At 70.0% G+C, this 15343-nt stretch carries 13 protein-coding genes; 12 read left to right on the top strand and 1 reads right to left on the bottom strand.

All coding sequences use genetic code 11. The features are described from left to right. Positions 1–16 precede the first annotated feature (16 nt). The gene (locus GGQ63_RS02250) at positions 17–553 is read left to right on the top strand and encodes a sigma-70 family RNA polymerase sigma factor (protein ID WP_183852037.1); all 537 of its coding nucleotides are present in this window, start codon (positions 17–19) and stop codon (positions 551–553) included. Then, complete coding sequence (locus GGQ63_RS02255) at positions 540–1355, top strand: anti-sigma factor family protein (protein WP_183852039.1); 816 nt, start codon at positions 540–542, stop codon at positions 1353–1355. The genes GGQ63_RS02250 and GGQ63_RS02255 overlap by 14 nt, the downstream gene beginning before the upstream one ends. Before the next feature lie 18 nt (positions 1356–1373). Here the strand turns inward: GGQ63_RS02255 and GGQ63_RS02260 are convergent, their stop codons facing one another. Further along, positions 1374–2252 carry an endonuclease/exonuclease/phosphatase family protein gene (locus GGQ63_RS02260; RefSeq protein ID WP_183852041.1) on the bottom strand — a complete coding sequence of 293 codons (879 nt, stop codon included), beginning with the start codon at positions 2250–2252 and terminating at the stop codon, positions 1374–1376. 204 nt (positions 2253–2456) lie between these two features. Here GGQ63_RS02260 and GGQ63_RS02265 point away from each other — a divergent pair, with 204 nt between their 5' ends. The 10 genes from GGQ63_RS02265 (at position 2457) to GGQ63_RS02310 (ending at position 15244) form a co-directional block, all read left to right on the top strand. Continuing rightward, positions 2457–3206, top strand: a complete 750-nt coding sequence (locus tag GGQ63_RS02265; protein ID WP_183852043.1) for a FadR/GntR family transcriptional regulator — start codon at positions 2457–2459, stop codon at positions 3204–3206. Positions 3207–3209: 3 nt separating this feature from the next. Further along, a complete protein-coding gene (locus GGQ63_RS02270; protein WP_210308347.1) occupies positions 3210–4862 on the top strand; it encodes an amidase family protein in 1653 nt (550 codons plus the stop codon). A 172-nt stretch (positions 4863–5034) separates the two neighbouring features. Beyond that, complete coding sequence (locus GGQ63_RS02275) at positions 5035–6582, top strand: ABC transporter substrate-binding protein (protein ID WP_183852045.1); 1548 nt, start codon at positions 5035–5037, stop codon at positions 6580–6582. A gap of 59 nt (positions 6583–6641) precedes the next feature. Further along, positions 6642–7583, top strand: a complete 942-nt coding sequence (locus GGQ63_RS02280) for an ABC transporter permease (RefSeq protein WP_183852047.1) — start codon at positions 6642–6644, stop codon at positions 7581–7583. A 3-nt stretch (positions 7584–7586) separates the two neighbouring features. Continuing rightward, positions 7587–8405 (top strand): ABC transporter permease, encoded by an 819-nt coding sequence (locus GGQ63_RS02285; protein ID WP_183852049.1) that lies wholly within the window; start codon positions 7587–7589, stop codon positions 8403–8405. 1 nt (position 8406) lies between these two features. Further along, positions 8407–10218 (top strand): ABC transporter ATP-binding protein, encoded by a 1812-nt coding sequence (locus tag GGQ63_RS02290; RefSeq protein ID WP_183852051.1) that lies wholly within the window; start codon positions 8407–8409, stop codon positions 10216–10218. A 22-nt stretch (positions 10219–10240) separates the two neighbouring features. Then, entirely contained in the window at positions 10241–11407 is a 1167-nt protein-coding gene (locus tag GGQ63_RS02295) for a M20 aminoacylase family protein (protein WP_183852053.1), read from the top strand. A gap of 6 nt (positions 11408–11413) precedes the next feature. Then, entirely contained in the window at positions 11414–12190 is a 777-nt protein-coding gene (locus GGQ63_RS02300) for a cysteine hydrolase family protein (protein WP_183852055.1), read from the top strand. Between the two features lie 106 nt (positions 12191–12296). Further along, on the top strand, positions 12297–13730 hold the full coding sequence (locus GGQ63_RS02305; protein WP_183852056.1) for an FAD/NAD(P)-binding protein: 1434 nt from the start codon (positions 12297–12299) through the stop codon (positions 13728–13730). Positions 13731–13906: 176 nt separating this feature from the next. Then, positions 13907–15244, top strand: a complete 1338-nt coding sequence (locus tag GGQ63_RS02310) for an ABC transporter substrate-binding protein (protein WP_183852058.1) — start codon at positions 13907–13909, stop codon at positions 15242–15244. Positions 15245–15343: the final 99 nt, after the last annotated feature.

A 15343-nucleotide genomic window follows, 5' to 3' on the forward strand; every position in this document is an offset into this window, starting at 1 on the left:
CGGGGCGCGGCGCACGATGACGAAAGTCCAACTCGACGTCCTGCCGCATCTCGACGCGCTGCTGCGCTTCGCCCGGACGCTGACGGGCGACGACGGGGACGCGGACGAGCTGGTGCAGGAAGCGCTCGCCCGCGCCCTCGCCTTCCGGCGCAGCTACGATCCGGGCCGGCCGCTTCTCGCCTGGCTGCTCGCCATCCTGCGCAACACCTTCGCGACCGGCGAGGCGCGCCGCCGCGCGGAGATCCGGCGGAACCGCGCGCTCGCGGCACTTGCAGACCGGTTCGAGCCCGCGGCGCAGGAGGACCGCGTCGATCTGAACAAGACGACGGCCGCCTTCGACGCGCTGCCCCTCGAACAGGCCGAGGCGCTGCACCTGGTCGGCCTGCTCGGCTTCACCTATCGCGACGCGGCGGAACTGCTCGACGTGCCGATCGGCACGGTGATGTCGCGGCTCAACCGCGGCCGTGCCGCGCTGCGGGCTCATCTCGAACCGGGCGGGCGGGCGGCACAGCACCGCCTGCGCATCGTCGGAGGGCGCGATGGATCTTCCTAGCCGGATCTCCGAGGAGGAGATCGACCGCTTCCTCGACGGAGAATTGCCGCCGGACCGGCATGCGGCGATCGAAGCCGCGCTCGCCACCGACCCGGCGCTCGCCGACCGGATCGCCGCCGACCGACGGATCATGGACGCGCTCGCGGGCGCCCGGGCGGCGACACCGCGAGCGCGTGCCGAGACCCTCGCCCGCGCCCGCGCGCTCGAACGGAGCCTGCGCGCGCCGCGGCACGGGCCGGCGCTCCGGCGGGCGGCGATCGCCGCGGGATTCGTCGCGGCCGGCTGGTTCGGCCATGCCGCGACGGGCTGGATCGGCGTCGGCGAGAGCGCGCGACAGGAGGACTTTCTCGCCGCGGCGCGCCATGCGCTGCGGCTCGCGGAACTGGACGCCGGCGTTCGCTTCGCCGAGGAGACGGCCGAGGCGCGGGTCGCCCGGCTCGCCGCGTCGCTCGACATCGCGATGCCCGCTCTGCCGGCGAGCTGGGTGGTGCGCGACGTCCGCCTTCATCCCTGGAACGGCAGAACGGGTCTCGTCGTGACCGCCGATACGGCCCGGCTCGGCACCGTGACCCTCGTCGCCGCCGCGGCCGAGGGTGAGGACCTGCCGCCCCGGGCGGCCGGCGACCCGGCGATGCCGACCATCGCCTGGCGCGCCGGACGCACCACCTTCGCCCTGATGGGGAGCGCCGCACCCGTCGCCCTCAAGGCGGCTGCGGAGGAGATCGGCGCGGCACCGCGTCCGGAAGGACGACGCGCTCCACTCGGCCCGGAGGCGGCGCCCGGACGGCCGGAGGCCACCTGACGCCGGAGCCCGCCCCGTTCAGCCGCCGAGCTCGAGCGTGACGAAGATCGGCTGGTGGTCGGAGCCGACCGCCGCCTCGTCGATCCACATCGAGCGCACCGCCGGCACCAGATCGGCCGTCACGAAGCAGTGGTCGAGATGCTGCGAGGGCCAGCCCGGCTTGATGAAGGTGAGGCCCTCGTCCTCGGCATGGCCGGTCAGCACCCAGGCGTCGAAGAGCCCTTCGGCCGGATTGGCGCGACGGCCGGTCGAGGACGAGAGATCACCGATCAGCAGGGTGTATTCCTCGCTGTCCGCCTCGAAGTTCATGTCGCCCATGACGACGCCGCCGCGCGGCCAGGCCGGATCGGCGGCGCCGAAGATCGCGTCCGCCGAGGCCCCGCCCCACGGGCCGCCGCGCTCTGCCGCGTCGAGCATCAGCGCCTGCATCGCCTCGACCTGCGCCATCCGCGTCATCGGCGAGACATGGTCGAGATGGGTGCTGCAGAAGCGGAGCGGCCCGGCGGGCGTCGCGATCACCGTTTCGAGCAGCGCCCGCTGCAGATGCAGCGTGCCGCGCAGCGCGAGCTTCGGCAGCATGTGGTTGGTGACGCTGGCGATCGGCCAGCGCGACAGGACCATGTTGCCGAACCGGTGCCGAACGCCGCTGCGGCCGCCGGCGGCTTCCGCATCGACGAGCACGTCGAAGCCCGGACCATAGGCGGAATGGTCGTGCGGCAGCAGCCGCGCGAGCGCCTCCGCCTGATCGATCAGGCCCCGCTTCGGATTGCCGGTCTCGACCTCCTGCAGGGCGACGATGTCGGCGTCGCCGAGTTCGGCGACGATGCGCTCGAGATCGAGCCGCTCGTCCTTCCCGACGCCGTACTGGATGTTGTAGCTCGCCAGCGTGATCTGCACGTCGGATCTCCCTCTCTCTCGCGCGCGGCGCCGTGCGCGCCGCACGAAGCGGCGTAGCGAGCCAAGGTCTCCGGTTCATGACAGACCGCCCGATGTGCCGCGGCGCCATCAGAGGCAGCAGGAGGCACACTATTTCAGCAGCCCTCGCGATTGACACCGGATTGGGCAGGTTTACTCTCGAACCAATTCGAAATTGGTTCAGACATGCTTTCCTTCCCCCCGCCTGCGATCGCGACGGAGAACTCGACGGCGGTTCGAGCCCGCGTCATGGCGCTGATCGAAAGCGGTGCGCTCGGTCCCGACGGACGCCTGCCGACCGAACGCGAGCTGTGCGAACAGCTGAAGGTCGGCCGCCGCACGGTGCGGCTGGCGCTCGAGGCGCTGGAGGCGGAAGGGCTGATCTGGCGGCGGCAGGGCAAGGGCACCTTCGCCGGCCGTGAACCCGATCCGACCGGGGCGCTCGCCGCGGCGATCGTCGGCGAGACCTCGCCGTTGCAGGTCATGGAGGCGCGGCTCGCCGTCGAGCCGATGCTCGCCTCGCTGTCGGCCCGCCGCGCGCTGCCCGGCGACATTCAGCGCATGCGCCATCTCGCCCAGCGCACCCTCGAAACCCGCGAGCCGGACTCGGCCGAGTTGTGGGACGGCGCGCTGCACCGGCTGATCGCGCATACGGCGGGCAACCGGCCGCTCCTCACCATGTTCGGCATGCTCGACGGCGTGCGCGCCTCCGAGAGCTGGCGCGAGATCCGCAGCCGGGCGCGCTCGCTCGAGACCCAGCAGCTCGCCGACCGCGAGCACCACCGCATCATCGACGCGATCGAGGCCGGAAGGCCGGTCGCCGCGGCCGAGGCGATGCAGGACCACCTGATGACGCTGCTCGGCAATCTGAAACGCCTCGGCGCGGTCGCCGAGACGGCGATCCCCAATCCGCAACCCGTCGCCCTCGGAGATTGAAGCGTGAGCGAGCCGGTCACGATCCGCGACATCGAAGGCGCCGAGCGCCTGATGGGCATCGCCTACGGCGCCGCCGAGCGGCAGCAGATGCTCGACAATCTCGAAGGCCAGATCGAGTCCGCCCGTGCCCGGCGGGCCGTGACGCTCGGCAATGACGAGCCGATGGCGAGCCGGTTCGACCCGCGCCTTCCCGGCTTCGCCATGCCCGCAGACGGCCCGGCGCCGCGTCTCCCGGCACAGGCCGGGCCGCTGCCGGCCGATGACGAGGACATCGCCTTTTCGCCCGTCACGGCGCTCGCCGGCTGGATCGCCTCGGGTGCGCTGTCGAGCCGGCGGCTGACCGAGATCTATCTCGACCGCATCGCCCGGCTCGGGCCGCTGCTCGAATGCTATGCCATGGTGACGCCGGAAATCGCCCGCGCCGAGGCCGACGCGGCGGACGCCCTCACCCGCGCCGGCATCAATCTCGGCCCGCTGCACGGCATCCCCTATGGCCTCAAGGACCTGTTCGACACCAAGGATGTCGTCACCGGCTGGGGGGCCGAACCGTTCCGCGACCGCGTTCCCGCCGCCGACGCGACGATCGTCACGAGGCTGCGCGCCGCCGGGGCCGTACTGCTCGGCAAGACGACGGTCGGGGCCCTCGCCTATAACGATATCTGGTATGGTGGCCAGACCCGCAATCCCTGGAACCTCAACGAGGGGTCGAGCGGATCGAGCGCCGGTTCGGCCTCGGCGACCGCGGCGGGGCTCTGCGCCTTCGCGATCGGCACGGAGACGCTCGGCTCGATCACTTCGCCCAGCCAGCGCTGCGGCACCACGGGGCTGCGGCCGACCTTCGGCCGGGTCTCGCGGGCGGGCGGCATGGCGCTCTGCTGGTCGCTCGACAAGGTCGGGCCGATCTGCCGCGCGGTCGAGGACACCGCGTTCGTCCTCGCAGCGTTGAACGGCTTCGACGCCCGCGACCGCGGCTCGATCGCCGCCCCCTTCGGCTTCGATCGCGACGCATCGATCGCCGGCCTGCGGCTCGGCTATCTGCCGGACGCCTTCGGCGAGGGCGCGAACGCCGTCGACCACGCCGCGCTCGAAGCGGCACGCCGGCTCGGCGTCGAGGTGGTGCCGGTCGGCCTGCCCGACCTCCCCTATGGCGCGCTGATGAACATCCTCTATGCAGAAGCCGCCGCCGCCTTCGAGGGCCTGACGCTCGGCGATCTCGACGACACGCTGACCTGGCAGGACGACGGCGCCTGGCCGAACACGTTCCGCAAGGCCCGCTTCCTGTCGGCGGTCGACCATGTCCAGCTCGATCGGCTGCGCTATCGGGTGATGCGGGCGCTCGACGGGCTGTTCGGCGAGGTCGACACCCTGATCGGGCCGTTCATGACGGGGCCGATGCTGATCGCCAGCAATTTCACCGGCCATCCCTGCCTGCATCTGCGGGCCGGCTTCCTCGAATCCGGCTCGCGCAGCCTCGCCTCGCTCGGCGCCGGCAAGCTCACCACCGGCACGGCGGACGATGCCGGCCGCACCTTCACCGTGCCGCAGGGCATCTCGCTCTGGGGCCGGCTGTTCGAGGAGGGGCCGATCCTCGCCTTGGGCATGGCGCTCGAAAAGGAGCTCGGCGTCGCCGCGCGGCGCCCGACCTTCGCACGCTGACGAAGCGCCGGCGGGTCACGCCGCCGGCGCCGCCTCTCTACGCCGAACCGCCGTGAGGCGGCCCGACCGACACGACGCCGACGCGGAAGGCCCGCGCGGCGAACGCTCCTGCGCGCCTTCCGGGACGCGCAGCGATCTCCGGCCGACCCGAACGACAACGAGGAAAACGATCATGAACCGCAGGGAATTGATGAAGTCGACCGCCGTGCTGATGGGCGGCGCGGCCTTCTTCTCCACCTTCACGCCGTCGAGCCTTCTGGCGCAGGAGACGCCGTCGAAGGGCGGCACGCTCGTCTGGGGCCATTCCGAGACGGTGCAGAACCTCGACATGCACCAGACCGGCACCGCCTCGACGAGCCGCGTGCTGCAGAACGTCCATTGCTCGCTGATCACCGTCGACAAGGACTTCAACCTCGTCCCGATGCTCGCCGAGAGCTTCGAGGAAGGCGGCGACGGGCTCAGCTACACCTTCAAGCTGAAGCCGGGCGTCAAATTCCACAACGGCAAGACGATGACCTCGGCGGACGTCAAATACTCCTTCGAGCGGGTGAAGAACCCGGCGACCGGTGCCGTCAATTTCGAGGTGTTCAACGACGTCTCGGCGATCGAGACGCCGGACGATCTGACCGTCGTGATCAAGATGGCGAAGGTCAACGCGCCCTTCCTGTCGCGCATCGCCGAGAACGGCGCCGGGGTGATCATGCCGGAGGGTTCGGGCGACGTGCAGGGCAAGACGCCGATCGGCGCCGGTCCGTTCAAATTCGTCGCCTATGAGCCGGGCGTGCGCGTCGAGCTCGAGCGGTTCGACGAGTATTTCGACGGCCCGGCCTATCTCGACAAGGTGATCGCCCGCGAGATCACCGAGCCGACGGTCCGCCTCACCGGCCTGCGCACCGGCGAACTGCACATGATCAACGACATTCCGGCGGACCGGATCGAGGAGATCAAGGGCGACGCCAAGCTGCAGACGGTGACGTGGTTCCCGCTCAACTGGGACTTCGTCAACCTCAACCACGATTTCGAGCCGTTCAAGAACCAGAAGGTCCGGCTCGCCATCGACTACATCATCGACAAGGAGATGCTGCTGCAGGGCGCGCTGTGGGGTCTCGGCCGTACCACCGCCTCGCCGAGCTATCCGACCTCGGCATCCTACAATTCCGCCCTCGCCAACCGGCCGCAGGACATCGAGAAGGCGAAGGCGCTGCTCGCCGAGGCGGGCTACGGCCCGGGCGATCTGAAGCTCGTCTTCAAGGCGACGACCAACTATCCCTACCACATCGAGGCCGCCCAGATCATGGTCGAGTGGTTCAAGATGGCGGGCGTCGAGCTCTCGATCGAGCAGCTGACCTGGGCGGACTGGCTCAGCCAGGTCTGGGTCAACAAGGACTTCCAGATCTCGATGATGAACTTCTTCACGCTGTGGGAGCCGGATTTCCTCTATTACAGCCTGTGGCACTCGACCGGCGCTTTCAACTATCGCCACATCAACGATCCGGCGATCGACGAACTCGTCAGCAAGGCGCGCGTCACCGTCGATCCCGCCGCCCGGGCGGACATCTACAAGGAGGCGCAGCAGCGCATCTTCGATGAGGTGCACGACGTGATCCTGTGGTTCCGCAACGGCACGATCGGCGCGCAGCCGGCGGTGGGCGGCCTCGACACGATCGTTCATCCGAACGGCTCCAACCTCAACTTCCACAAGGTCTGGCTGAAGGCCTGAGCCGCCGCGGGCCGGCCGCCGCGCCGGCCCGCTTCCGTCCGTCCGCGGGAAAGGACGCCATGAGCTTTCTGATCAACCGCCTTCTGTCGACGCTGCTGACCCTCTTCCTCGTCTCGCTGATCACCTTCGCGATCACCAATCTCCTGCCCGGCGACGTGGCGATGATGATCATGGGGACGCAGGCGAATCCGGAGGCGCTCGAAGGGCTGCGGCAGTCCCTCGGCCTCCATGATCCGATGCTCGTGCAATACGGCCACTGGATCGGGGGCGTGCTCACAGGAGACTGGGGCACCTCGCTGATCTTCAAGGCGCCGATCGGCGATCTGCTCGCGCAGAAGATCCGGGCGAGCGCGCTGATCGTCGTGCTGTCGATGGGGATCGCACTCGCGGCCGCGGTACCGCTCGGCGTATGGGCGGCGGTGCACCGCGACCGCTGGCAGGATTCGGCGGCGAGCACCGCCTCGCTGCTCGGCGTCAGCCTGCCGGATTTCTTCTGGGGCATCATGCTGATCCTCCTCTTCGCCCGGACGCTCGGCTGGTTGCCGTCGAGCGGCTTCGCCGATCCGGCGATCGATTTCCCGCTCGCGCTCCGCCACGCCTTCCTGCCGGCCCTCGCGCTCGGCCTCGGCCTGATGGCCCACCTCACCCGGATGACGCGCTCGACCATGGTCGGCATCCTCAACCAGGAATTCATCCGCGTCGCCCGGGCGAAGGGGCTCTCCGAACGCACCGTGATCTGGCGCTACGGGCTCGCCAACGCGCTCGGCCCGGTGATGACGATCGCCGGCCTGCAGATCGGCTATCTGTTCGGCTCGATCATCGTCGTCGAGACGCTGTTCAATTTCACCGGCATGGGCTGGCTCACCTATCAGGCGCTGCTCAACCGCGACCTGCCGCTCATCCAGGCGAGCGTGTTCGTCATCGCCGCCGTCGTCATGCTCACCAATCTCGTGGTCGACCTGCTCTATGTGCTGGTCGATCCGCGCATCCGGCTGGAGTAGACGATGCGCCGCTTTCTCAGCGCCAAGGGCCTCGTCGGCCTCACCCTCGTCGTCCTGATCGTCGCCATCGCGCTCGTCGCGCCGCTGTTCATTCCCGAGACGGCCGGCACGCGGATGGACATGCGCGCCCGGCTCGCCGGCCCCTCCCTCGTGCATCCGTTCGGCACGGACCAGCTCGGCCGCGACCTGCTCGTCCGGGTCGTGCTCGGCGCCCACACCTCGCTCACCATCGCCGGCCTCGCGGTGCTCCTGAGCATCGTCGTCGGCCTGCCGCTCGGTGTGGTGTCCGGCTATTACCGCGGCCATCTCGACAATCTGCTGATGCGGCTCGTCGATACCCTCCTCGCCTTCCCGGCGCTGCTCCTCGCGCTGACGATCAGCGCCATGCTCGGTCCGAGCCTGCAGAACACGGTGATCGCGATCGGCGTCGCCTTCACGCCCTATCTCGCCCGCATCGTCCGCGGCGAGGCGCTGCGCGTGGTGCAGATGCCCTATGTCGAGGCGGCGCGGGCCGCCGGAACGAGCGACCCGATGATGATCGTGCGGCACATCCTGCCCAACATCATGCCGCAGGTGATCGTCCAGGCGACGATCAGCCTCGCCTTCGCCATCCTCGCCGAGGCCGGCCTCTCCTTCCTCGGCCTCGGCACGCAGCCGCCCGCCTCGAGCTGGGGACTGATGATCCAGGCGAGCCGCGACTATCTCGACCGGGCGCCCTGGACGGCGCTCGTACCCGGTGCGGCGGTCGCGATGACGGTGCTCGGTCTCAACATGTTCGGCGACGTCCTGCGCGACGTGCTCGATCCGCGCGCGAGGGCTTGAGATGACGCAAGCGCTGGTCGCCATCGAGGGTCTGAAGGTCGCCTTTTCGACCGATCACGGACCCGTCACCGCGGTCGAGGATGTGAGCTTCTCGATCGCGCCGGGCGAGACCGTCTGCGTCGTCGGTGAATCCGGCTCCGGCAAGTCGGTCACCTCGCTGTCGCTAATGCGACTCGTCGAGTTCGGCGGCGGACGGATCGTCGACGGGCGGCTCCGCTTCCGCCGCGGCGACGGTTCCGCGATCGACGTCACGACGGCGGACGCCGCGACCATGCGGTCGCTGCGCGGCAACGAGATCGGCATGATCTTCCAGGAGCCGATGACGTCGCTGAACCCGGTCTTCACGATCGAACGTCAGCTCACCGACGGGCTGCGGGTGCACCGGGGCCTGCGCGGCGCGCCGGCGCGCGCCCGGGCGCTCGAACTGCTGCGCGAGGTGCGCATTCCCGAGCCGGAGCGACGGCTGAAGCAATATCCGCACGAGCTGTCGGGCGGCATGCGCCAGCGCGTGGTGATCGCGATGGCGATGGCCTGTGCGCCGCGGCTGCTCATCGCCGACGAGCCGACCACGGCGCTCGACGTGACGATCCAGGCCGAGATCCTCGGCCTGATCGACCGGCTGAAGCGCGACAACGGCATGGCCGTGCTCTTCATCACCCACGACATGGCGGTGGTGGCGCAGATGGCCGACCGCGTCGTGGTGATGTATCGCGGCCGGGTCGTCGAAGAGGGGCCGGTCGCCGAGATCTTCGAACGGCCGAGGGAAGACTACACCAAGGCGCTGCTCGCCGCCGTGCCGCGGCTCGGCGCGATGCGCGGCAAGCCGGCACCCGAGCCGATGCCGCTCCTCGGGGCGGAGGCGGAGGCGGCACCGCCCCGCATGACGGAGCGCGGCCGGCGCCTGCTCGAGGTCTCCCATCTCGTCACCCGTTTCCCCGTGAAGAGCGGCCCGCTGCGGCTCACCCGGGCGCATGTCCACGCGGTGGAGGATGTCAGCTTCGGCCTCGATGTCGGCGAGACGCTCGCCCTCGTCGGCGAGTCCGGCTGCGGCAAGTCGACGACCGGCCGCTCGATCCTGCGCCTCGTCGAGCCGCAATCGGGCACGATCGGCCTCGACGGCTGGGACATCCGCAGCCTCGGGCCGGTCGATCTGCGCCGCGCGCGGCGCGACATGCAGATGGTCTTCCAGGACCCCTTCGCCTCGCTCAATCCCTATCGCCGGCTGCGCGACCAGGTCGCCGAGCCGCTCGTCAATTTCGGCCTCGCCCGCGGTTCCGCGCTCGACGACCGCGTTGCGGAACTGTTCCGGCGCGTCGAGCTGCCGGCCGATTTCGGCAGCCGCTACCCGCACGAGCTCTCCGGCGGCCAGCGACAGCGCGTCGCGATTGCCCGCGCGCTCGCCACCGACCCCAAGCTGATCATCGCCGACGAGGCGGTTTCGGCTCTCGACGTCTCGGTGCGGGCGCAGATCCTCAATCTGATGATGCGGCTGCAGGCGGAGTTCGGCCTCTCCTTCCTGTTCATCAGCCACGACATGGCGGTGGTCGAGCGCGTGTCGCACCGGATCGGCGTGATGTATCTCGGCCGGATCGTCGAGATCGGCACGCGGGCGCAGATCTTCGAGGATCCGCGCCACCCGTATACGCGCGCCCTCCTCGCCGCCGTTCCGATCGCCGACCCGCGACAGCGGCGGCTGCACGACGACACGGTCTTCCGGCCGCTGCCCTCGCCGGTCCATCCGGTCGGCCATGTGCCGGCCCCTTCCACCTATGACGAGGTCGAGCCGGGCCATCTCGTGCTCGCGCTCGACTGACCCCCCGACGGAGAGAAAAGCCATGCCGATCAGGAACCGGATCGCCGAGCTGCAGGACGAGATCGCCGCCTGGCGCCGCGACATCCATGCCCATCCCGAGCTGATGTACGACACCATCCGCACCTCGGCCTTCGTCGCCGAGAAGCTGCGCGAGTTCGGCTGCGACAGCGTTGTGGAGGGGATCGGCCGCACCGGCGTCGTCGGTGTCGTCAAGGGGCGCAGCGATTCGCGCGGCCATGTCGTCGGCCTGCGCGCCGACATGGACGCGCTGCCCATCCTCGAGGCGACCGGGCTCGACTATGCCTCGACGACGCCGGGCAAGATGCACGCCTGCGGCCATGACGGCCACACCGCCATGCTGCTCGGCGCCGCCAAGCACCTCGCCGAGACCCGGAATTTCGACGGGACGGTCGCCTTCATCTTCCAGCCGGCGGAGGAAGGCGGCGCGGGCGGCGAGGCGATGGTCAAGGACGGGCTGATCGAGCGCTTCGCGATCCGTGAAGTCTACGGCATGCACAATCAGCCGGGCCTGCCGGTCGGCGCCTTCTCGATCCGCACCGGCGCCTTCTTCGCCGCCACCGACAGCTTCTCCATCGTGGTGATCGGCAAGGGCGGCCACGCCGCCAAGCCGCACGTCACCATCGATACGACGATCATCGCCTCGCACATCGTGCTGGCGCTGCAGTCGATCGCGGCGCGAAACGCCGACCCGCTCAAGTCGATCGTCGTCTCGGTGACGAGCTTCCGCACCGAATCCGAGGCCTATAACGTGATCCCCGAGCGCGTGGAGCTGCGCGGCACGGTGCGCACCTTCGACCCGGCGCTGCGCGCGCTCGCCGAGGAGCGGCTGACGACGATCGCGCAGGTGACGGCGCAGGCCTTCGGCGGCCGCGCCGAGGTCGACTGGCAGCGCGGCTATCCGGCGATGGTGAACGCGGCGGTCGAGACCGACCACGCCCGCGCCGCCGCGCAGAAGGTCGCCGGCCGGCCCGCGGAGGATGCGTCGGCGATCATGGGCGGCGAGGACTTCGCCTATATGCTCGAGGCCTGCCCCGGCGCCTACATCATGGTCGGCAATGGCGACACGGCCGACGTCCACCACCCGCTCTATAACTTCAACGACGATGCGATCCCGTTCGGCTCCTCCTATTGGGTGGAACTGGTCGAGAGCCGCATGCCGGCAGGCTGAGCGGCGATGGCTCCGACGACGATCGGCAAGGGCCGCGAGACGTGGACGGTCGGGCCGGACCGGGTCGACCTCGCCGGTGGCCGGCCGCCGGCGCGCTGCGTTGCGCTCGCGGCGGAGCCGGTGGAGATCGCCTTCGATCCGGGCCGGAGTGCGATCGTCGTCGTCGACATGCAGAACGCCTTCTGCGCGCCGGGCGGCCTCGCTCATTCCCTCGGCGCCGACCTCGCGCCGGTGCGGGCGCCGATCGCGCCGCTGCGCCGGCTGCTGCCGATCGCGCGGCGCGCCGGCCTCCCGGTCGTCTGGGTGAACTGGGGGCTGCGCCCGGACCAGGCCGACCTGCCCCCCGCGACGCTCTACCCCTTCCTCTATGGCGGCCGCGGCCCCGGCCTCGGCGGCGCCCTGCCGGAAGGGCGCGGGCCGGTGCTGGAAAAGGGCAGCTGGTCGGCCGCGGTCGTCGACGAACTCGCCCCTCAGCCGCAGGACATCGCGGTCGACAAGGTGCGCGTCTCCGGCTTCTGGAACACGCCGCTCGACGCGATCCTGCGCAATCTCGACATCCGCACGCTGTTCTTCGCCGGCGTCAATGTCGACATCTGCGTCTACCACACGCTCGCCGACGCGAGCTTCCTCGGCTATGGCTGCGTGCTCCTCGCCGATGGCTGCGGCGCGACCTCGCCCGATTTCTGCGTCGAGGCGACGCTCTTCAACGTCAAGCGTGCCTTCGGTTTCGTGGCCGCAACGGAGGCGCTCGCCGGGGCGCTCGAGGGGCAGGCCAGCGCCTGAGAACGCCGCGCGCCGGCCATCGCCCGGACGCCCCTTGCGATCGGCGCTCATGGCGATCGTGTTCGTCGTCTATAATCGGCGGGCGCGGGGGGCAGCGAGGCGATTCATGGATCCGATCTACGACGTGGCCATCATCGGCATGGGCTTCGCCGGCACGGCGCTGGCGGTCCAGCTGATGGCGCGCCTTCCGCAGGGAAGCCGGCTCGCCCTCGTCAGTGGCGACGGCGCGATCGGCGAGGGTCTCGCCTACGCGACCCGCAATCCGCTGCACCTTCTCAACGTGCCGGTCTACCGGATCAGCATGATGCCCGACGATCCGCACCACTTCATCCGCTGGCTCTGGTCGCGGCAGGACGAAGGCGGCGACGGCACGATTCCGGCCGCCGGCTATTCCTATGTCGAGCGCAGCCTCTACGCCGCCTATGTCCGCAGCACCTTCGACCGGGCCGTCGCCGAACGGAGCGGACGGATCGCGGTCCGGCCGGTGATGGCGCGCGCGGAGCGGATCGACAGGAGCGAGGAGGGCCTTCACCGCATCCGCCTCGCCGACGGCCGGACGATCGACAGCCGCTTCGTCGCGCTCTGCCTCGGCAACGGCATCGGGCCGCTGCCCCTGCCACCCGACCGCGTCGCGGCCGAGGCGCGCGGCCGCATCATCGACGACCCCTTCCACGATGCGCGGCTCGCCGAGATCGGGCCTGAGGCGCGCGTGCTGCTGGTCGGCACGGGGCTCACCATGGTGGACACCGCGCTCACCCTTGCCGAGCGGGGCGTCGGCGCGCTGACCGCGCTGTCGCGCCACGGCCTGCTGCCACAGGCGCAGGTCGAACCGCGACCCACCCCGGTGCAGCCGGTCGAGATCGATTCTCCTGTGCCGCTCACCGCCCTCTTCGCGATGGTCCGCGGCGCGGCGCGGCGTCTGATGGCGGAAGGCGGCGACTGGCGTGCGGTGATCGACGGGCTGCGGCCGAAGACGCAGCGGCTCTGGCAGAGCCTCTCCGCCGCCGACCGGCGCCGGTTCCTGCGCCATCTCAACGCCTATTGGACCATCCACCGCCACCGCATGGCGCCGGCCGTGTTCGAGCGGCTCGCGGCTTTGAAGGACGCGGGGCGGCTGCGCGTCGTCGCCGGCCGGGTCGGCGCGATCGGCATGGCGGACGGCCGCCCGGCCGTCTCGCTGCGGCGGCGCGGCACCGACGTGGCGGAGACGATCGCCTTCGACTGGGTGATCAACTGCGCCGCCCTCGACCGCGGCAATCTCATCGGCGCGCAGCCGCTCGTCGCCGCGCTCTATGACGCGGGGGCGGCGCGTCCGGACCCGATCGGCCTCGGCATCGATGTCGACGCCGCGAGCCGCCTCCTCGACGCGCAGGGGCGGCCCGGCCCGGGTCTCTTCGCCCTCGGACCGCCGACCGTCGGACGCTTCTTCGAGATCACGGCGGTCGCCGAAATTCGCGCGCAAGCGGCCGCCGTTGCAACGGAGATCGCCGCCGAAATCGCGCGGGCGAACGGCTCCGCCGAGGACGCGCGGGCGTTGTAGAGCGCTCCATTCCGCCGATGACATAATCTTATTCCCAAGAAGAGGGGTCCCGTGGAAGATCATTCCCGAGGTCCGGATCGGATTCGCCAAGCCATATGTCGACCGGAGAGGCCGACTTTGCTCCGATCGGGACCAGGGGGCGCTTCAGCGCCTGACACCATGCGCGGAGGAAAAGAATGGTCGGGACGGTATTCACGGGTGTGCGAGGCGTCGATCGCCGGCGCATCCTGAAGGCGGCAGCCGCGGGTCTTGCGATGCCCTATGTGGCACGGCTCGGCGTCGGCTCGGCCTTTGCGCAGGACAAGGCCTTTGCGGGCCAGGAGGTCAGCCTGCTGATCATCCAGCCGCATGTCGTCACCGGCCAGAAGCTCGCTGCGGATTTCGAGGCGGCGACGGGGGCGAAGGTCAAGGTCACCGTCGTCCCCTACGACCAGGTGCAGGCGAAGGCGACGCTCGACGTGCAGTCGGGCGCCAACGAGTTCGACGTGCTCGATTATTGGTATCCGACGGTGGGCCAGCTCGCCGACGAAGGCACGCTCGAGGACGTCACCGACCTCATCGAACGCGACAAGGCGGCGATCCAGCCGGACGACTACATCCCGCTGATCTATGACGCCTACACGCTGCATGGCGGCCGCCGCTACGGCCTGCCCTATGACGGCGACAGCCATCTTCTCTTCTACAACAAGGAGATTCTCGACCGGAACGGGCTGAAGCCGCCGGCGACCTGGGCGGACTATGAGGCGGCGATCAAGACGATCACCGAAGCCGAATCGAAGAACGGCATCTATGGCGCGGCGGTGCTCGGCGGCAAGGCGCCGATCATCATCGGCTCCTCCTACGCCAACCGGCTGGCGGGTTTCGGCGGCGCCTTCCTGAAGGAGGACGGCAGCTCGGCGCTCGACAGCGAGGCGGCGGTCGCCGCGGCGAAGGCGCTGCTCGATTCCGCGCCCTATGCCCTGCCGACCCCGCTCGAGACCCGGTTCGAAGAGGGGCTGCCCGCCTTCCTCGGCGGCAAGGTGGCCTTCATCGAGTTCTGGAGCGATCTCGGCGTCTATGCGCAGGACCCGAGCGGCTCGAAGATCGTCGACAAATGGGGCGCGGTGCGGGTGCCGGTCGGCGGCTCGAACACGACGCCGCGGCTGGCGCTCAATGCCGGCTTCGCCTTCGGCATCTCCTCGGGCTCGCAGAAGAAGGAGCTCGCCTGGGAGCTGATCAAGTTCGCCACCAAGGCGTCCTATCAGAAGGAGCTGCTGCTCCTCACTGGCAGCGGCATCGATCCGGACCGCACCTCGCTCCTCTATTCCGAGGAGTACAAGGCGTTCGCTCCGGCCGTGCAGGCGGGCCTCGCCGGCGGCCTCGAACAGGCGCTCGCCTGGCCGACGACGGCGGTCTCGCCGCAGTTGCAGCAGACGCTCGCCGACGAGCTGGCGCTGGTGCTCGCCGGGTCGAAGACGCCCGAGCAGGCTATCGCCGATGCGCACACCGCCTGGACCGGCATCATCGCCGGCTGACCGCCCGCATCCGCCGAACGAGACGGGCCGCTCGCGCTTGCGCGGGCGGCCTTCCCTGTGAGAAGGGCTTCTCCCCATGCCGTCGACGTCTCTTCCGAT

Origin of the sequence: Prosthecomicrobium pneumaticum (assembly GCF_014199915.1) — a bacterium.
Classification (GTDB): Bacteria; Pseudomonadota; Alphaproteobacteria; order Rhizobiales; family Kaistiaceae; genus Prosthecomicrobium; species Prosthecomicrobium pneumaticum.